The sequence below is a fragment of the Streptomyces sp. NPDC101219 genome (genome assembly GCF_044767675.1).
GTDB lineage: Bacteria > Actinomycetota > Actinomycetes > Streptomycetales > Streptomycetaceae > Streptomyces.
Window position 1 is genome coordinate 57,814 of record NZ_JBIWOK010000016.1, and the last position, 18,272, is coordinate 76,085.

Genomic DNA, 18,272 nt, shown 5'->3' on the forward strand with positions numbered 1-18,272 from the left:
GGGGGAGCGGATCACCGTCCTGACGAGTCCTGAAGGGCACCGGCATCGAGCCGGATGGTGTGATCGGTTTCCGTAGCAGGAACCCCAACTCGTGGATCCATCTCCAACACGGTCCAGACGGTCTTGCCCGGCTCGTGGACTGTCACTCCGAAGCCATCGGCCACAGCCGTGACGATCGACAACCCCCTGCCTCGGCACGCGTCCGCGGCGGCTTCGGCCACTTCGGGGAGCCCACTTCCGCTGTCCCGCACCTCAATGCGCAGGAGAGGGCCGTCGCCCACAAGGGTCAGAGAAAACTGACGCCCGGGCGGGACTCCATGGAGCAGAGCATTCGTCGCCAGCTCCGAGACGCAGATGAGTACGTCGTCATGCCGGTCCCGATAACCCCAGTCAGTGAGCGTTTCGAGAGCGAACCCGCGCGCAGCGGGCACAGAGCGACGCGCCCTCGGGAACCGCCGTTGCCGTGAAAGCGGCACGGTGAACCTCCGCATTGATCCAATCGGTACAAGCCTGAGGACCGTACCACTATTCGCGAAAAGCAGGCAGGTTGTCGGCGGTCTCGGACCCGAGGGGTGGCCCCTCGACGGGGTTCGCTTAACGTGTAAAGCGGCAAGGTCGAACAGGTCGACCCCTGGAGGACACAGTGAGTGACGGCACGTGGGTCAGCAGCTCGCTGCCCTACCTGACAGCGCGGCCTGCGGGACAACCGGACGCCTGGACGGCCGAGGCAGCAGCCCGCGGCGGCAGGGGAACACAGCGCATCGTGCACGCCGGCGAGACGACACCCTCCGAGGAAGTCTCGGCCCTCCTTGAACTCTCCTCCGGGGAGACGGTGATCGCCCGTCGTCGGGTCATCGAGCTCAACGGCACGCCATGCGAATTGACGGACAGCTACTACCCGGCGCCCATCGCTCGCGGCACCCGCCTTGCCGAGAAGGGGAAGATCCCCGGAGGCGCAGTGAGCCTCCTCGCCACTCTGGGACACACCGGCGCACGCGTGCAGGAGGACGTCACCGCGCGGATGCCGAGCCCTGAAGAGCGCGAGATTCTGCACCTCGGATCGGGGCAGCCAGTGCTCCGGCTGAGCCGAGTCACGTTCGACGGCAACGACCGGCCCATCCAGGCCGACATGATGGTCATGCCGGCTCACCTGCAGCGTCTGCGCTACGAGATGCGGATCGGATAAGAGTGTCCACGACCCACCCTGAACCGTCGGACCCGCGTTCACTCCACGAGCGGATCGCTGCCGACCTCCGGGACGACATCATGAGCGGCGACTTGGCCCCGGGCTCGAACCTTCCATCCACCGCTCAGCTCAAGGAGCGATTCAGCGCCTCGAACGCCACCATTCAGAAGGCTCTTCAGCTACTGAAGGACGAGCAGTTGGTCGTGGGCCGTGCCGGAGCCGCCGTCACCGTGCGCGAACATCGCCAGAGGACCATCCGCCCGGCGTCGCACATGGCCCCCGTCGCCCCGGGGAAGCCCTACCGCTGGCTGGCCGAGGCCACACGCCTCGGCACCACGGCACACAGCACGCTCCTCGACGTGACCGAGACCCGGCCTCCGGCAGATGTCACAGCCGCACTCGGTCTCGACGACACCGAGACAGCCGTTCTGCGCCACCAGATCCTTCACATCGACGGTGAGCCCGTCGAACTGGTCAAGTCGTACTACCCCCTGTTCATCGCCCGAGACACCCCGCTCAGGGCCAAGCGGAAGATCAGAGGCGGCACCCCGACTCTCCTCAGCGAACTCGGCCATCCACCGCGCCTCAGCGTGGACCGGGTGTCTGCCAGGGTCCCCACCCAGGAGCAACACCGCGCCCTGAACCTGCCCAGCGACCTCCCCGTTCTCCGCACCTTGCGCGTGGTCTACAGCGACGACGAACGCCCTGTGGAAGCCACCGTCATGGTCAAGGCGGGTCACCTTTACGAGGTGCAGTACGAGTTCGGGGCCGGGTGAGGGAAGCGATCGGGGCGGCGTTCCCAAACGCCGGGTCAGGCCCGAAGCCCGCGACGGGCCCGGGTGCATCCCCCCGCACGGGAGCTCCCCCCGCACGGGGGTTGGTCCCGCCACCGGGGCGAAGACCAGCAGGAAGCGTTCCTGCTCCCCGCACGCGCGGGGATGGTCCCGCAGACCTGGGCCGATCGGAACGCGGCTGACCCTGCTCCCCGCACTCGCGGAGATGGCCCCCAACAACTGCCTCCTCCTGGAGGCCTGCTGGCCTGCTCTTGGCACGAGCGGGGGATGACCCTGAGGCCGAAAGCCGAAGTCGGCCAAAACTGGCATTGATCTTGATTGACCGACGGGCGAAGCTCCGAAAGGCTCGGCGTCTCCACCGCCCGTCGGTGGTGAGGCGCCGCATCGATGTCCACGGCACGCGACGTGACCCGGAAGGCACGGAAGGCAACTCATGTCCGATTCCAGCGGCTCCAAGACGGTCCAAGAGTTCCGCCCGGCCCAGTACACCGCCCCGTACCTGCTTCTCATCGTCGGCAGGGTGGGCTCGGACAACGCGCCCTTCCATGACAGGCCCGTACTCTTCTGCCTGTTCGCCGCCGTTGCTGCGCTCGGTCTGGTCCTGGCCGTTGGGCGGCTGCGGCTCATGTGGGGTGCGCATCGGGACGGTGCGTTGCCCGCGTGGACGCGCTTCCTCGGCCTGCTCCTCGCTCTGTACGGGGTGTACGTCACTTACCGCGTTGTCACCGGCGCAGCCGCGTAGGCGCCGCATCGGCTGTGGAAGGGAGCGCGCGAACGGCAAAGGCGCCGCTCCCCGCCCTCGGGCAGGAGCGGCGCCCTGGAACTCACAGGTCGTCCCCGGGAGCGGCCCCCGGGGGCGGCGGCCGGTCGGGCTCTCAGGCCTTGGCTTCGGCCTGCGTCGCGGTGTCGATGTTGGAGGTCGTCACGTCCTTCTGCTTGTGCGACTTGTCCAGGACCATCACCAGGCCGGCGATGACGAGGAAGAGCACGATCGGGGCGGCGACGTAGAGGCCCAGCGTCTCGATGACGCTCAGGCCCGTGCCGGGGTCGTCACCGTCGTCGCGGGTGAGCGCGAGCGCGGGGGACGTCATGAGCAGCATCATCAGCGTCGTACCGGCTGCCAGGGCGCCGGCGCGCAGGGCGTTCTTCTTGTCCACGGTGCAAAAGGTAGCGAACGCCTTCCGGGGCCGCGCGCCCGGGGTGCCATACGGGGCTGCGGGGCAGGTGGGGGCGGTGACGGCGGTAGGGGCGGTGTGCGCCGGGGTCATGGGCGGGGCTCGCCGGAGGCGGCGTCGGCAGCGGCGTCCATGTCCGTGCGGACGGCGTCGATGAGGGCGCGCAGGCGGGGGGAGGACGTGAGGTCCTCCAGGGTGGCCGGGCGGCCGGTCGCGTCGGCGATGGGGAGGCGCCAGTTGGGGTACTGGTCCCAGGTGCCGGGGAGGTTCTGGGGGCGGCGGTCGCCGATGCCGTCGGGGAGCCAGACGCCGATCATGCGGGCCGGGGTGCGGACGAGGTAGCGGTGCAGGGCCTGGATGTGGGCTTCCTCGGAGGAGGGGTCGTCGCCGCCGGCCGTGCCGTGGAGGAGGCCGAGGCGGGCGAGGAGGTCGAGCCATTCGGCGACGTCGGCGGCGGCCTCGGCGCGTTCCTCGGTGAGGGGGCGGGTGAGGAGGCCGAGGCGGTCGCGGAGGCCGACGTGGTCGCCGGTGAGGCGCGAGGCGGTGGGCGGCAGGTCGTGGGTGGTGGCGGTGGCAAGGCAGTCGGCGCGCCATCGGTCGGGGGGCAGGGGGCGGCCGTCGCCCTCCCAGTCGCGTTCGAACCACAGGACGGAGGTGCCGAGGACGCCGCGGCTGCGGAGTTCCTCGCGGACGCCGGGTTCGACGGTGCCGAGGTCCTCGCCGATCACGGTGGCGCCCGCGCGGGAGGCCTCCAGGACGAGGACGGCGAGCATGGCGTCGGCGTCGTAGTGGACGTAGGTGCCCTCGGTGGGCGGGTGGCCCTCGGGGACCCACCAGAGGCGGAAGAGGCCCATGACGTGGTCGATGCGCAGGGCGCCGGCGTAGCGGAAGAGGGCGCGCAGGAGGTCGCGGAAGGGGGCGTAGCCGGAGGCGGCGAGGCGGTCGGGGCGCCAGGGCGGCAGGCCCCAGTCCTGGCCGCGGGCGTTGAAGGCGTCGGGGGGTGCGCCGGCGGACATGCCGGTGGCGAAGTGGTCCTGCTGGGCCCAGGCGTCGGCTCCGCCGGGGTGCACGCCGACGGCGAGGTCGTGGACGATGCCGACGGGCATGCCGGCGTCGCGGGCGGTGCGCTGGGCGGTGGTGAGCTGTTCGTCGGTGAGCCAGGCGAGCCAGGTGTGGAAGTCGACGCGGTCCATGAGCTCGCGGCGGGCGCGGCCGGTCCCGGATGAGCGGGGGTCGCGCAGGGCGGCGGGCCAGCGCTGCATGTCGGGGCCGTGCCGCTCGGCGAGGGCGTACCAGGTGGCGTGGTCCTCGAGGGCGCGGCCCTGCGCGGCGAGGAAGTCGCAGTAGGCGGCGCGGCGGCCGGGGCCGAGGGGGACGCGCCGGACGAGTTCGAGGGCTTGGCGCTTGGTGTCCCAGACGGCGTCGCGGTCGATGAGCGCGTCCTTGTGGAGGACGGCCTCGCGCAGGTGTGCGGCCCGGTCGAGGAGGGTGCGGAGCCGGTCGTGGTCCTCGACGTGGGCGTACTCGGGGATGTCCTCGACGCGCAGGTGGACGGGGTCGGGGAAGCGGCGGGAGGAGGGGCGGTAGGGGCTGGGGTCGGTGGGGGCGCCGGGGACGGCCGCGTGGAGCGGGTTGACCTGGATGAATCCGGCGTCGACGGTGCGGCCCGCCCAGCCGGCGAGTTCGCGGAGGTCGCCGAGGTCGCCCATGCCCCAGGAGCGGCGGGAGAGGAGGGAGTACAGCTGGACCAGGAGCCCGTGGGTGCGGCCGGGCGGGGCGGGCAGCCGGGGCGGGGCGACGATGAGGTGGGAGCGGGCGGTGCGGCCGTCGGGTGCGGTGGCGGTGACCTGGTGCACGCCGGGCGGGAGGCCGTCGGCGTGGGTGCGGGTCTCGCCGTCCTCGGTGGTGATGTGCAGGCGGGTGCCGTCGGGGAGGGCGGCGAGCGCGGGCGGGGCGGTGGTGCCGCGGCCGACGACGGTCGGGGGCAGGAGCCGGGTCCGCAGTACGTCCTCGCGGGCGGTGAGCGCGGCGCGGACGGCGTCGGGGGTACCGGTGTCGACGCCGAGGGCGGCGAGGGCGAGGGTGACGGCGGTCGCCGAGGCCGTGACCGTGCGGTCCGGGGAGGGGCGGTAGGAGGTGGCGACGCCGTGCAGGGCGGCGAGCCGGGCTAGATCCTCGGACGGGGGCTCGGCCGGTCCGGGGGTGCCCACTAGGGCTCCGGGCGGTACTGGGCCGGGAAGGCGTCGAGTCCGGAGGGGTCGGGTGAGCCGTCGGACTCGCTGGTGAGGGGGGCGGTGTCGGCGATGGGGGGTTCGCTGGTGAGGGGTTCGGCGTCGGGCAGCGGGGGCTCGCTGGTGAGGGGGAGTTCGGTGCAGGGGCCTTCGGCGCTGAAGACGCAGGGGTCTTCGTCCCAGGGGTCCCAGGTGTCCCAGGGGTCGACCGGGCCGGTGGTGTCGGCGGAGGGCTCCGCCACGGGTTTGGACAGGACGGAGGGCGGGGTGGGGAGGTATGCGGGTGCGGGCACGGATGGTCTCCTCGTCGAGCGTGGTCGTGTCGGTCCCGTTCCGGTGGCGCCGGGTCGGGGGGGTCGTCTCGCAGCCCCTACCCAGGGGCGGCGAGGGCAGACGCAACTGCCCTCACAACGTGTTCCTGCTCACATTTTGTTTCCGTACCCCGCTCCGGGACGCGGACAAACTCGGCACATCGACCACGCTCGTTGACACCCTCACCACCGGAATGGTGGGCTCAGGCTTTCTTGGCAACGAAATGGTCACGGTCGTGGCGGTCGTTGACGGTCCCGGTGGTGGCGGTCCCCGGGCGGCCGGGCGGTCGGCGGCCGGGCGGGTGGTGCGGAGCGGGGCCGTCGGCCGGCGAGCACGGCCGGGGAGCGGAGCAGGAGGAGCCTGTGCAGCTGCGGCGTGGGAGGACGGCGCTCGCCCTCGCGGTGGCCGTCGTCGCCGGATCACTGGGCGGTGCGCTTCCCGCGGGGGCGGCTCCGCCGGCTCCCTCGACGGCCTCGGTACCGGATACGGGAGCGGACGCCACGGAGCCGTCGGTGTGGCCGCGCCCGCAGTCGCTGCGGGCGAACGGGGCGCCGGTCGCCGTGACCGACGAGGTCGCCGTGGTCGCGCAGGACGGCACCGACGGCGCCACGCTCGACGCGGTGCGCGCGCTGTTGCGGCGGGCGGGCGCGAGCCGGTTCACCGCTCCCGGCGCACCGGTGCCCGAGGGGGCGCTCGTGGTGCGGCTGGGCGCGCACCGGCAGACGGACGACCCGCTGCACGCCCTGCCCTCGGGCGGTTACACCCTGAGCGTCGGCGACGGCCGGGTGACCGCCACCGGGGCGGGCCCGGACGGCCTGTTCCACGCGGTGCAGACGCTGCGCACGCTGCTGCGCCCCGACGGCCGGTTCACCGCGGCCGTGGTGCGGGACTGGCCGGCGACGGCGGTGCGCGGTGTCACGGAGGGTTTCTACGGCGTCCCCTGGTCGCACGGGCAGCGGCTGGCGCAGCTGGACTTCATGGGCCGCACCAAGCTGAACCGGTACCTGTACGCGCCGGGCGAGGACCCCTACCGGCAGGCGCGCTGGCGGGAGCCGTACCCGGCCGAGCGGCGCGCGGAGTTCCGGGAGCTGACCGAGCGGGCGGCGCGCAACCACGTCACGCCGGCCTGGGCGGTGGCGCCGGGGCAGGCGATGTGTTTCGCCTCGGACACCGACCTGCGGGCGCTGACGCGGAAGCTGGACGCGATGTGGGCGCTGGGCTTCCGGGCGTTCCAGCTGCAGTTCCAGGACGTCAGCTATACCGAGTGGCACTGCGGGGAGGACGCCGACCGGTTCGGCACCGGCCCGGAGGCGGCGGCGCGGGCGCAGGCGCACGTGGCGAACGCGGTGGCCCGGCATCTGGCGGACCGTCACCCCGGTGCCGCTCCCCTGTCGTTGATGCCGACCGAGTTCTACGAGGACGGCTCGACCGCCTACCGGCGCGCGCTGGCGAAGGCGCTCACGGCGGGCGTGGAGGTGGCCTGGACCGGGGTGGGCGTGGTGCCGCGGACCATCACCGGCGGCGAACTGGCCGAGGTGAAGGGCGTGTTCGGGCATCCGCTGGTGACGATGGACAACTATCCGGTCAACGACTACGCGCCCGGCCGGATCTTCCTCGGCCCCTACCAGGGCCGTGAGCCGGCCGTCGCGGCGGGTTCGGCGGCGCTGCTGGCGAACGCGATGGAGCAGCCGCAGGCGTCCCGCATCCCGCTGTTCACGGCCGCCGACTTCGCCTGGAACCCCCGCGCGTACCGCCCGCAGGAGTCCTGGCGGGCCGCGATCGCCGACCTGGCGGGCGGCGACGCCCGGCGCGAGGAGGCGCTGGCGGCGCTCGCGGGCAACGGCGCGTCCTCGGTGCTGGGCGCCGAGGAGTCGGCGTATCTGCGTCCGCTGCTGAAGGAGTTCTGGGCCTCCCGCACCGGGGGCGGGGAAAAGGCCGCGCGGGCGGAGCAGCGGCTGCGCGAGGCGTTCGACGTGCTGGGCGAGGTACCGGAGCGGCTGGCCGGCACCCCGCTCGCGGAGGAGGTCTCGCCCTGGACGGAGCAGCTGGCCCGTTACGGCACGGCCGGGACGGCGGCGCTGGACATGCTGCGCGCGCAGGACGCCGGGGACGCGGGCGCCGCCTGGGCCGCGTACCGGAAGCTGGGCCGGGAGCGGGCGCGCCTGGAGGCGGCCCGGGTGACGGTCGGCAAGGGGGTGCTCGACCCGTTCCTGAGCCGGGCGCAGAAGGCGTACGGGACGTGGGCGGGGATCGGTCACGAGCCGCCCGCGCAGGCCGGTGAGGCGGCCGGTGACCGCACGCTGCGGCTGCCCCGGGCGCGCGCGGTGAGCACGGTGACGGTCCTGGCCGATCCGGGCACCGGGGGGACGGTGGAGGTGCGCGTCCCCGGGGAGGGCTGGCGCCGTCTGGGGCCGCTCGACCGGTCGGGTGCCACGGAGCTGCGCGCGGACCGGCGGGCCGATGCCCTGCGGGTCACCGGCGCGGACGCCCGCCGGGTGCGTCACCTGGTCCCCTGGTACGCGGACGCCGACGCCGTGTCTCTGAAGCTGCCCGGGGACCGTGCCGACGCGGACATCGGCCGTACCCGGCGGCTGACGGCCACCCTGGGCTCCCTGCGCCCGGCCGACGTGCGGGGCCGGGTGACGGTGGACGCGCCGGAGGGCGTCCGGGTGCGGGTTCCGGAGGGGCCGCTGCGGGTGCCGCGGGGCGAGTCGGTCGAGGTGCCGGTCGAGGTGACCGTGGAGCCGGGCACGCCGTCCCGTGCGTACGAGGTGCGGCTGGGCTTCGGCGGGGTGAGCCGGACGCTGACGGTGCGGGCGGTGCCGCCCACGGGGGGACCGGACCTGGCCCGCACCGGCCGGGCGCGTTCCTCGGCCGACGAGACGCCCGACTTCCCGGCGTCGGCGGCCAACGACGGTGACCCGAAGACGCGTTGGTCCTCGCCCGTGAAGGACGACGCGTGGTGGCAGGTCGAGCTGGAGCGGCCGGTGCGGCTGGGCCGGGTCGAGCTGCACTGGCAGGACGCCCACCCGTCGGCGTACCGGATCCAAGTGTCCCCGGACGGCCGCCGCTGGCGTACGGCGGCCACGGTGCGGGACGGGCGCGGCGGCCGGGAGACGGTCCGCATGGACGAGCGGGACGTGCGGCACGTCCGGGTCCAGGGTGACAAGCGGGCGACGCCGTACGGCTATTCGCTGTGGTCGGTGGAGACGTACGCGGTCGCGAAGCAGGGCGAGGGCACGGAGTCCGGGGCGCCGGACGGCGCCGGGACGGGCGCGGAGGGGTAGGGCCGGGGCGGCTGACCCGCCGGGGGCGCGCGGCCCGCTTCCCGGCGGACCGCGCGGACGCGCGGGGTGGTTCTCCGCGTTCTCCCCGTTCTCCCCGCGCCACTATTCACTCAGTACATGTACGTAGTGCATACTGAGGTTTCATGAGCACCCGTCACATCCTGCTGGGGCTGCTCGCCTCGGGGCCGGGCCATGGCTACGACCTGAAGCGGCGCCATGACGAACGCTTCCCGCAGGCCCGGCAGCTGGCCTACGGGCAGGTGTACACGACCTTGCAGCGGCTGGTCCGCGACGGACTGGCCGAGGTGGAGGGGACCGAGTCGGACGGCGGCCCGGAACGCACCACCTACCGCACGACCGAGAAGGGCGCGCGCGAACTGGCCCAGTGGGCCGGGCAGATCGCCCCGCCCGCGCCCTTCGTGACCAACGAGATCTTCGCCAAGGTCGTGGTGTCGATCCTGTCCGGCGGCGACCCGGCGGCCTACCTGCGCGCCCAGCGGGCCGCGCACATGGAACGCATGCGGGAGCTCACCGCGGTGAAGACCGCCCCGGGCGCGGACCTGTCGACCGTGCTCTCGGCGGACTTCGCCCTCAACCACCTGGACGCCGACCTTCGCTGGATGACCACGACGGCGGCCCGGCTCACCACCCTGACCGCGGAGGTCGACGCAGCATGAACCACGGGGACGACGACAGGACCGCCACGCGCGGCGGTCCCGGCAGCGGCGGGGCGGACGGCGCACCGCTCCTCACGGGCGGAGGACTGGTCAAGAGCTACGGGGCCACCGCGGCCCTGCGGGGCGCCTCCGTCGAGCTGTGGCCCGGCGAGATCGTCGCGGTGACGGGCGCCAGCGGCAGCGGCAAGTCGACGCTGCTGCACTGCCTTTCGGGCATCGTCCGGCCGGACGGGGGCTCGGTGACGTATGCCGGCGAGCGCCTGGAGCAGGCGTCGGAGGAGCGGCTCAGCGAGCTGCGGCGGACGGACTTCGGGGTGGTGTTCCAGTTCGGCCAGCTCATCCCGGAGCTGACCGCGCTGGACAACGTGGCGCTGCCGCTCATGCTGGCCGGTGCCACCCGGGCCGGGGCCCGCGAGGCGGCGGGGACGTGGCTGGAGCGGTTCGGGGTGGGTGAGCAGGGGGACCTCCGGCCGGGGGAGATGAGCGGCGGGCAGTCCCAGCGGGCCGCGCTGGCCCGGGCCCTGGTGACCGGCCCTAAGGCGGTGTTCGCCGACGAGCCGACCGGTGCCCTGGACTCGCTGGCGGCCGAGCAGGTGATGACGTCCCTGGTCCGCACCGCCCGCGAGGCGGGCACGGCGGTCCTGCTCGTCACGCACGACGCCCGGGTGGCCGCCTACGCGGACCGCGAGGTGCAGCTGCGGGACGGCACCGTTGCCCCGCTGGGGGTGACGGCGTGAACGTCGGCTCCCTGCGCACCGATCTGCGGCTGGCCTGGCTGCTGACCCGCGGCTCCGACCGCAAGGAGGGGTGGCGGATCGCGCTCACCGCGACCGGAGCGGCGCTGGCCACCGGGTTCGCCCTGGCGGCCGGCGCGCTCACGGCCCTGGGCCACGGCCAGTACCGCGTTCCCGTCGCGGCGGGCCTGCTGGACGAGCCGGGCACCCGGGCCGGCGTGATCGTCGCCCTGCTGCTCCTGCTGGTCCCGGTGCTCGGCTTCCTGGGCCAGTGCACCCGGATCGGGGCCGTGCACCGCGACCGGCGGCTGGCCGGGCTGAGGCTGGCCGGTGCGACGCCCGGGCAGGTGCGGCGGATCGCCGCGCTGGAGACCGGACTGGCGTGCGCGCTGGGCTCCGCGGTCGCGACCGTCGGCGCGGTCGTGGTCCTGCTGCGGCAATGGCAGCGGCCGACGCTCACGGCCTGGGCGGCCGTCGTCGCGGTCGCGCTCGCCGTGCCGGTGCTCGGCGCAGTGGCGGGCCGGCTGGCGCTGCGCCGGGTGGTGGCCTCGCCCCTGGGCCAGGTGCGCCGGGTGTCCCCCCGCTCGGGCCGCGGGCCGGCCCGGCTGTTCCTGGGGTCCCTGCTGGGGGTGGGGGTGGTGGCCCTGCTCGCGATGCTCACCCTCTCCCCCTCCCCCGGCGCGCGGACCCCGGTCTGGCAGGGGCCGCTGGGACTGTTCGGCGCCCTGCTGACGGTGGGCGCGGGCGCGGTGTGGCTGTCCGGTGCCACGGCCGGCGCGGTGGGCCGGGCACTGGCCGGGCGGGCCCGTACCGCGGCCACCCTGATCGCCGCGGAACGGCTGCGCGACGACCCGTGGGCGGCGGCGCGCACCCACGCGGCGGTGCTGCTGGTGACGGTCGTCGCGACCGGGTTCGTGGGGCTGCGGCAGTCGATGCTGGAGCTGCTGCGCCGGGAGGGCCGGGTTGTGGAGGACATGGAGTTCTACACCACCGGCCTGGACCTGACCGCGGCAGCGGTGGTGGTGGGCCTGCTCATCACCCTGACGTCTCTCGCCGTGGGGACGGCCGAGTCGCTGTCCGCACGCCGCCGGGGCCTGGCCGCCCAGGTCGCCGCCGGGGTGCCGCGCAGGGTGCTGAACCGGGCGCTGCTGCTGGAGACGGCGCTGCCCCTGGCGCCCGCGCTGGTGCTGGCGGGCATCGGCGGGCTGGTGATCGGCGTCGGCTACTCGGTGCTGACCGCGTCCGTCGTGCCGTGGGCCGCCCTGCTGGTGCCGCTCGGCGTCTACGCGGCCTGCCTGGTGGCCGCGGCCACCGCCCTGCCCCTGCTGGGCCGGAGCCTGCGACCGGGCGAGCTGCGCCACGGGTGACACGCGTCCGGCCCGGGGGCACGGGGGGCCTCCGGGGCGGAGAACGCGGGCAGTCGGGCAGGCGGGGCCGCCCGGCCGACGGTGCCGATCCGGCTGCCGGGGCCGCGCGGACGGTGCGGATCCGGCCGCCGGGGCAGGCGAGGTCGAGCCGACTACGGCCTGCCGGCGGACACAGTCGGCCGGCCGTCGGTCGCGAGGGCGGTCGGGCGTGAGGGTGGGCGCCGGTCGTGAGGGCGGGCGGGCGTCGCTCGTGAGAGCGGGCCGCACGAGGGCAGGCGGGCGCGAGGACGCAGGCGGGCGCGAGGACGGGCGGGCGCGAGGACGCGGGCGGGCGCGAGGGCGGGTCGGCGGACATAGCGGTGCCGTCGGCCCGGCCATGGCGCCGTACCGCACGGCGCCGTGCCGGGCGGCCCGGGCGGCCTCCCCGTGGCCCCGTCGTGAACCGGGCCCCGCCCTGCGGGCGACCGCCGGGCCCGGATCGCGTCAGGCGGAGATGCCGTCGACCCGGGTGCCGTCGATCCGGGCCATCGCGTCGTCCGCGCCGTAGGGCTGGAGGTACGGAAGCCAGCGCGGGTCCCGGTGGCCGGTGCCGATGATGCGCCAGGCCAGCCCGGTGGGCGGGGCCGGTTTGTGGCGCAGGCGCCAGCCCAGTTCGAACAGGTGCCTGTCGGCCTTCACGTGGTTGCAGCGGCGGCAGGACGCCACCACGTTGTCCCAGACGTGCTGTCCCCCGCGGCTGCGCGGGATGACGTGGTCGACGCTGGTCGCGACGCCGCCGCAGTACATGCAGCGGCCCCCGTCGCGGGCGAAGAGGGCGCGGCGGGTGAGAGGAACGGGCCCCCGGTAGGGAACCCTGACGAAACGCTTGAGCCGGACCACGCTGGGGGCGGGGACGGTGACGGTGGTGCTGTGCAGGTAGGCGCCGGACTCCTCGAGGCACACGGCCTTGTTCTCGAGGACGAGGACGAGCGCGCGGCGGAGCGGTACGACACCGAGTGGCTCGTACGACGCGTTGAGAACCAGGACATGCGGCACGGATGCCTCCTTGTACGCCGGCGACGCGTGGCTCGCGCCGGGACGATCCGTAGTCAGTTTCCCCTCATGCCTGGTGGAAGCGCCACCATGTCCCGGTAACGGGCTGAGAGTGTTTTCGACCACACTCGGATGCATCCCCACGATCATGACCGGTTCAAGCGCAGGTGAGGGCGGTCTCTCCTTCACACAACCCGCGGATCCCCTCACAATGCCCCGTTAGTGTGGTGATTCTGTCCCGGCCGGTGACCTTCCCGTGACCTCGGAGGCCGTGCGGAGGGCAGATCGTGCACCTGGAGGTACCTGCCGTGTTCATGTCCGCCGTCCTGTCGGCCGACGGCCCGTCGTCGACTCCCGTGGAGAGTCCGTCGCCGGCCGTGCCCTCGCTCAAGGACGCCCAGGAACATGCGACGAACGCCGCCAGCTGGGTCGAGCAGAACTGGTCGACCTGGCTCGCGATCGGGCTTCGCGTGCTGCTCATCCTGGTCATCGCGGCGGCGCTCAGAGTGGTCGTGCGGCGGTCGATCACCAAGCTGATCGACCGCATGGGGCGTACCGGCCAGACCGTGGACGGATCCGGGCTGGGCGGCCTGCTGGTGAACGCCGAGCGGCGGCGCCAGCGCTCGCAGGCGATCGGGTCGGTGCTGCGCTCGGTGGCCTCGTTCCTCATCCTGGGCACGGCCGCGCTGATGATCCTGGGCACCTTCCAGATCAACCTGGCGCCGCTGCTCGCCTCGGCCGGTGTCGCCGGTGTGGCGATCGGTTTCGGCGCGCGCAACCTGGTGACGGACTTCCTCTCCGGCGTCTTCATGATCCTGGAGGACCAGTACGGCGTCGGCGACACCGTGGACGCGGGCGTGGCCTCCGGCGAGGTGATCGAGGTCGGGCTGCGGGTGACCAAGCTGCGCGGCGCGGACGGTGAGATCTGGTACGTGCGCAACGGCGAGGTGAAGCGGATAGGCAACCTGTCCCAGGGCTGGGCCACCGCCAACGTCGACGTCACCGTCCGCTCCGACGAGGACCTGGACCGGGTACGGGAGGTCCTGGGCGACGTCGCCGCGAAGATGGGCAAGGAGGAGCCCTGGAACGAGCTCCTGTGGAGCCCGGTCGAGGTGCTCGGCCTGGACTCGGTGCTGCTGGACTCGATGGTCGTACGGGTGTCGGCGAAGACGATGCCCGGCAAGTCCCTCACCGTGGAGCGCGAGCTGCGCTGGCGCATCAAGCGGGCCTTCGACGAGGCCGGCATCCGGATCGTGGGCGGTGCCACCGCCCCGGTGGACGCGGCGCCGGGCCCCGACCCGGCCGCGGCGGTCGCACCCCCGTCGGCGTACGCGAGTTCGGTCTCGCCGCAGTCGATCGCGGCGTCCCCGATCACCCCGCCGAACACCACCAAGTAGCGCCGCGGGGCGCCGCCCCCGCGCGCCACGTCAGGGCGGCATCCGGGACCTACCGGGTGCCGCCCTGTTGCGTGTCTGACGCGAGTCCTGACGCGAGTCCTGACGCGTGCCCTGACGCATGCCCGGGACGCATGTCCTGCCGCGTGTGCGGGGCGGCCGGACCGGCGCGGTGCCGGGCCCGTACGCCCCCTTGACGGTTCGTGCGCCCGGGCCGTACGTTCCTCACTCAGATAGGAAACTTTACTAACAGTGATCGCGGCGCCCAGGGGCGGACAGCACCCCTGAATGGCCGGCCCGTCGCGGCCACTGAGAAGCTGGGCGGCCGAGGAAGGCAGGTGTGGCACCCATGGCAGGAACCGCCGGTACCCCGGGCACCCCGCGTGTGCTGCGGGCCATGAACGACCGCGCGGCCCTGGACCTCCTGCTGGAGCACGGCCCCCTGTCCCGCACGCGGATCGGCAAGCTGACCGGACTGTCCAAGCCCACCGCGTCCCAGTTGCTGGCCCGCCTGGAGGCGGCCGGGCTGGTGCTGGCCGGCGGCACCACCGAGGGCCGCCCGGGGCCCAGCGCCCAGCTGTACGAGGTGAACCCGGCCGCCGCGTACGCCGCCGGTCTCGACGTCACCCCCGAGCGGATCCGCGCCGCCGTCGCCGACATCACCGGCCGCACCGTCGGCGAGCACGAACTGCCCACCCCCGGGCGCCGTTCCGGTGTCCCCGCCGTCCGGCAGGTCACCGACGCGCTGGACGGCGCGGTGAAGGCGGCGGGACTGACCCGCGCCGACGTCCACCGGCTGGTCATCGGCACCCCGGGCGCCTTCGACCCCACCACCGGGCGGCTGCGCTACGCCTCCCACCTGCCCGGCTGGCACTCCCCCACCCTGCTCGACGAACTCGCCGCGGCCCTGCCGATGCCCTTCGAGTACGAGAACGACGTCAACCTGGTCGCCCTGGCCGAACAGCGGCTCGGCACCGCCCGCGGCCACACCGACTTCGTCCTGCTGTGGAACGAGGCCGGGCTGGGCGCCGCCCTGGTGTTCGGCGGGCGGCTGCACCGGGGCTGGACCGGCGGCGCCGGCGAGGTCGGCTTCCTGCCGGTGCCCGGAACACCCCTGGTGCGCCAGGTCACCCGGGCCAACAGCGGCGGCTACCAGGAGCTCGCCGGCGCCCAGGCGGTGCCCGCGCTGGCCCGCGACGCCGGCCTGGAGGACATCCCCGAGGGCACCTACCCCGAGGTGGCCGCAGCGCTCGTCGGTCGGGCCGCCGCCGCTCCCGAAGAGCCGGGCCACCAGCGCCTGTTGCGGGCCTACGCCACCCGGCTGGCCACCGGTCTGGCCTCGCTCGTCTCCGTCCTCGACCCCGAACTCGTCGTCCTGAGCGGCAGCGGCCTCACCTCCGGCGGTGAGGCGCTGCGCGCCCTCGTCCAGGCCGAGCTGGAGGAGCTGGCCGCCTCCCGGCCGCGGCTCGTGGTGGGCGACGTGCGTGAACAGCCCGTGCTGCGCGGCGCGTTGGAGAGCGCGCTGGCCGCCACCCGCGACGAGGTCTTCGACACCTCCCGCTGACCCGAGCACCCCCCTTCCAGCACGCCCCTTTCCAGCACTCCCCCCTTTCAGCACTCCCCCGGCCCTGCCCGTTCACCCGCCCGGCCCGTTCACCCGCCGGCCCGTTCACCGCCCTGCCCGTTCACCGCCCTGCCCGTCGTCGCCCTGCCCCAGGGAGCTCCCACATGCCCGGAAGGGGCGTCACCCTCACCGGCGTGAAGGGCTGACCGGCGGGCCCCAGGAGCACCCCCGTTCACCTCAGCGGCACCCCTGGTGCCCGGCACCGAAAGCGAGGCATCCGGCCGTGAAACTCACCGTGGTCGGCGGAGGCTCGACCTACACCCCCGAACTCGTCGACGGCTTCGCCCGGTTGAGGGACACCCTTCCTGTGACCAAGCTGGTCCTCGTCGACCCGGCCGCCGACCGGCTGGAACCCGTCGGCGCCCTGTCCCGCCGCATCCTCGCCCGCCAGGGCCACCCCGGCACCGTCACCACCACCGCCGACCTGGACGCGGCCGTCGACGGCGCCGACGCCGTCCTGCTGCAACTGCGCGTCGGCGGCCAGGCGGCACGGATGGAGGACGAGACCTGGCCCCTGGAGTGCGGCTGCGTCGGCCAGGAGACCACCGGCGCGGGCGGCCTCGCCAAGGCGCTGCGCACCGTGCCGGTCGTCCTCGGCATCGCCGACCGCGTCCGCCGGGCCAACCCGCACGCCTGGATCATCGACTTCACCAATCCGGTGGGCATCGTCACCCGGGCCCTGCTGCGCGCCGGGCACAAGGCGGTCGGCCTGTGCAACGTGGCCATCGGACTCCAGCGCAGGTTCGCCGCCCACCTGGGCACCGACCCCGGCCGCCTCCACCTGGACCACGTGGGCCTGAACCACCTCACCTGGGAGCTCGGGGTGCGCCTCGACGGCCCGGAGGGCGAGGACGTGCTGCCCCGCCTGCTCGCCGGGCACGGCGCCGAGATCGCCGACGACCTGCGGCTGCCCGCCGGTCTCCTGCACCGGCTGGGCGTGGTCCCGTCCTACTACCTGCGCTACTACTACGCCCACGACGAGGTGGTGCGGGAGTTGCGCTCCGGGCCGTCCCGCGCGTCCGAGGTCGCCGGCATGGAGCGCCGCCTGCTGGAGCTGTACGCGGACCCCGCCCTCGACGAGAAGCCGGAGCTGCTGGCCCGGCGCGGCGGTGCCTACTACTCCGAGGCCGCCGTGGACCTCGCGGCGGCCCTGCTGCGCGGCACCGGCAGCCCCTACCAGGCCGTCAACACCCTCAACCACGGCACGCTGCCCTTCCTCCCCGACGACGCGGTCGTCGAGGTGCAGGCCGCCGTGGGCCCGAAGGGACCGGTCCCGCTGCCGGTGCCGCCGGTGGACCCCCTGTTCGCCGGCCTGATGGCCGCGGTCACCGCGTACGAGGACCTGGCCCTGCGGGCCGCCGTCGACGGCTCCCGGGAACGGGTCTTCCGCGCGCTGCTCGCCCACCCGCTGGTCGGCCAGTACGCCTACGCCGAGAAGCTCACCGACGCCCTGATCGCCCACAACCGGGAGCACCTGGCGTGGGCCTGAGGGCGGGCGTCCTCGCCGTCGACGCCGGCAACAGCAAGACGGACGTGGCTGTCGTGACCGACGCGGGCGAGGTCCTGGCCACGGCCCGGGGAGCGGGGTTCCGCCCGTCCGCCGGGGGCACGGACCCGGCCGTCGCCGCGCTCGCCGGGACCGTGGACCGGGCCCTCGCCGCCGCGGGCGTCCCCGGCGTCTCCCACGTCTCGGCCTGCCTGGCCAACGCCGATCTCCCCGTGGAGGAGGCCCGGTTGACGGCCGCGCTGGAGGAGCGCGGGTGGGGCGGTACGGTCGAGGTCCGCAACGACACCTTCGCGGTGCTGCGGGCCGGTGTCACCGAACCCAGGGGCGTGGCCGTGGTGTGCGGCGCCGGCATCAACTGCGTCGGCATGCGCCCCGACGGCCGCACCGCACGCTTCCCGGCGATCGGCCGCATCTCCGGTGACTGGGGCGGCGGTTGGGGCCTGGCCGAGGAGGCCCTGTGGCACGCGGCCCGCGCCCACGACGGCCGCGGCGCCCCCACCGCCCTGGCCCGGACCCTGCCGGCCCACTTCGGCCTGCCCGGCATGCCGGACCTCATCGAGGCCTTGCACCTGGAGCACCTGCCGCCGGCCCGGCGGCACGAGCTGGCGCCGGTGCTGTTCGCGACGGCGGCCGGCGGCGACCCGGTCGCCGGGGCGGTCGTCGACCGGCAGGCCGACGAGGTGGTCGCGATGGCCACCGTGGCACTGTCCCGGCTCGGCCTCCTCGGCGAGGAGACGCCCGTCGTCCTCGGCGGCAGCGTCCTGGCCGCCCGCCACGCCCGGCTCGACGACCGGATCCGCGCCCTGCTCGCCGACCGCGCCCCCAAGGCGGTCCCCCGGGTCGTCACCGCCCCTCCGGTGCTGGGTGCGGCCCTGCTGGGCCTGGACCGCACCGCCGCACCGCCGACGGCTCAGCGGCGCCTGCGGGCGCACTACGGGGCGTAGGGGACCCC

16 protein-coding genes are annotated in these 18,272 nt (G+C 74.4%); 11 read left to right on the forward strand and 5 right to left on the reverse strand.

Going from position 1 to position 18,272, the window contains the following annotated elements; genetic code table 11:
- Nucleotides 1-11 precede the first annotated feature (11 nt).
- Complete coding sequence (locus ACIRPP_RS26785) at nucleotides 12-491, reverse strand: ATP-binding protein (RefSeq protein ID WP_403647739.1); 480 nt, start codon at nucleotides 489-491, stop codon at nucleotides 12-14.
- Nucleotides 492-643: 152 nt separating this feature from the next.
- On the opposite strand from ACIRPP_RS26785, the gene ACIRPP_RS26790 reads away from it, so the two are divergent.
- The 3 genes from ACIRPP_RS26790 (at nucleotide 644) to ACIRPP_RS26800 (ending at nucleotide 2,722) form a co-directional block, all read left to right on the forward strand.
- Complete coding sequence (locus tag ACIRPP_RS26790) at nucleotides 644-1,186, forward strand: GntR family transcriptional regulator (protein WP_403647742.1); 543 nt, start codon at nucleotides 644-646, stop codon at nucleotides 1,184-1,186.
- A gap of 2 nt (nucleotides 1,187-1,188) precedes the next feature.
- Nucleotides 1,189-1,962, forward strand: coding sequence for a GntR family transcriptional regulator (locus ACIRPP_RS26795; protein WP_403647745.1), 774 nt, complete (start codon nucleotides 1,189-1,191; stop codon nucleotides 1,960-1,962).
- A gap of 451 nt (nucleotides 1,963-2,413) precedes the next feature.
- Nucleotides 2,414-2,722: a hypothetical protein gene (locus ACIRPP_RS26800; RefSeq protein WP_403647747.1), complete on the forward strand. Its 309-nt coding sequence runs from the start codon at nucleotides 2,414-2,416 to the stop codon at nucleotides 2,720-2,722.
- Nucleotides 2,723-2,855: 133 nt separating this feature from the next.
- On the opposite strand, the gene ACIRPP_RS26805 is transcribed toward ACIRPP_RS26800, so the two are convergent.
- From ACIRPP_RS26805 to ACIRPP_RS26815, 3 genes are all read right to left on the reverse strand, one after another.
- Entirely contained in the window at nucleotides 2,856-3,137 is a 282-nt protein-coding gene (locus tag ACIRPP_RS26805) for a hypothetical protein (protein WP_403647749.1), read from the reverse strand.
- A 107-nt stretch (nucleotides 3,138-3,244) separates the two neighbouring features.
- Nucleotides 3,245-5,365 carry a 4-alpha-glucanotransferase gene (malQ, locus tag ACIRPP_RS26810; RefSeq protein ID WP_403647752.1) on the reverse strand — a complete coding sequence of 707 codons (2,121 nt, stop codon included), beginning with the start codon at nucleotides 5,363-5,365 and terminating at the stop codon, nucleotides 3,245-3,247.
- On the reverse strand, nucleotides 5,365-5,679 hold the full coding sequence (locus tag ACIRPP_RS26815; RefSeq protein ID WP_403647754.1) for a hypothetical protein: 315 nt from the start codon (nucleotides 5,677-5,679) through the stop codon (nucleotides 5,365-5,367). The genes malQ and ACIRPP_RS26815 overlap by 1 nt, the downstream gene beginning before the upstream one ends.
- Nucleotides 5,680-6,060: 381 nt before the next feature.
- Between ACIRPP_RS26815 and ACIRPP_RS26820 the strand changes: the two genes are divergently transcribed.
- The 4 genes from ACIRPP_RS26820 to ACIRPP_RS26835 all read left to right on the forward strand — a co-directional run bounded on the left by ACIRPP_RS26820 (nucleotide 6,061) and on the right by ACIRPP_RS26835 (nucleotide 11,763).
- Nucleotides 6,061-8,985, forward strand: a complete 2,925-nt coding sequence (locus ACIRPP_RS26820; RefSeq protein WP_403647757.1) for a beta-N-acetylglucosaminidase domain-containing protein — start codon at nucleotides 6,061-6,063, stop codon at nucleotides 8,983-8,985.
- A gap of 143 nt (nucleotides 8,986-9,128) precedes the next feature.
- Complete coding sequence (locus tag ACIRPP_RS26825) at nucleotides 9,129-9,662, forward strand: PadR family transcriptional regulator (protein ID WP_403647760.1); 534 nt, start codon at nucleotides 9,129-9,131, stop codon at nucleotides 9,660-9,662.
- On the forward strand, nucleotides 9,659-10,399 hold the full coding sequence (locus tag ACIRPP_RS26830; protein ID WP_403647763.1) for an ABC transporter ATP-binding protein: 741 nt from the start codon (nucleotides 9,659-9,661) through the stop codon (nucleotides 10,397-10,399). Before ACIRPP_RS26825 ends, ACIRPP_RS26830 begins: the two co-directional genes overlap by 4 nt.
- On the forward strand, nucleotides 10,396-11,763 hold the full coding sequence (locus ACIRPP_RS26835) for an FtsX-like permease family protein (protein ID WP_403647765.1): 1,368 nt from the start codon (nucleotides 10,396-10,398) through the stop codon (nucleotides 11,761-11,763). The genes ACIRPP_RS26830 and ACIRPP_RS26835 overlap by 4 nt, the downstream gene beginning before the upstream one ends.
- Nucleotides 11,764-12,246: 483 nt before the next feature.
- Here the strand turns inward: ACIRPP_RS26835 and ACIRPP_RS26840 are convergent, their stop codons facing one another.
- Nucleotides 12,247-12,798: an HNH endonuclease gene (locus tag ACIRPP_RS26840; RefSeq protein ID WP_403647768.1), complete on the reverse strand. Its 552-nt coding sequence runs from the start codon at nucleotides 12,796-12,798 to the stop codon at nucleotides 12,247-12,249.
- A gap of 311 nt (nucleotides 12,799-13,109) precedes the next feature.
- Here ACIRPP_RS26840 and ACIRPP_RS26845 point away from each other — a divergent pair, with 311 nt between their 5' ends.
- The 4 genes from ACIRPP_RS26845 to ACIRPP_RS26860 all read left to right on the forward strand — a co-directional run bounded on the left by ACIRPP_RS26845 (nucleotide 13,110) and on the right by ACIRPP_RS26860 (nucleotide 18,264).
- Nucleotides 13,110-14,192, forward strand: a complete 1,083-nt coding sequence (locus ACIRPP_RS26845; RefSeq protein ID WP_403647770.1) for a mechanosensitive ion channel family protein — start codon at nucleotides 13,110-13,112, stop codon at nucleotides 14,190-14,192.
- A gap of 346 nt (nucleotides 14,193-14,538) precedes the next feature.
- Nucleotides 14,539-15,753, forward strand: coding sequence for an ROK family protein (locus ACIRPP_RS26850; RefSeq protein WP_403647773.1), 1,215 nt, complete (start codon nucleotides 14,539-14,541; stop codon nucleotides 15,751-15,753).
- A 283-nt stretch (nucleotides 15,754-16,036) separates the two neighbouring features.
- Complete coding sequence (locus ACIRPP_RS26855; protein ID WP_403647777.1) at nucleotides 16,037-17,302, forward strand: 6-phospho-beta-glucosidase; 1,266 nt, start codon at nucleotides 16,037-16,039, stop codon at nucleotides 17,300-17,302.
- Complete coding sequence (locus ACIRPP_RS26860) at nucleotides 17,293-18,264, forward strand: N-acetylglucosamine kinase (protein ID WP_403647780.1); 972 nt, start codon at nucleotides 17,293-17,295, stop codon at nucleotides 18,262-18,264. Before ACIRPP_RS26855 ends, ACIRPP_RS26860 begins: the two co-directional genes overlap by 10 nt.
- Nucleotides 18,265-18,272 lie beyond the last annotated feature (8 nt).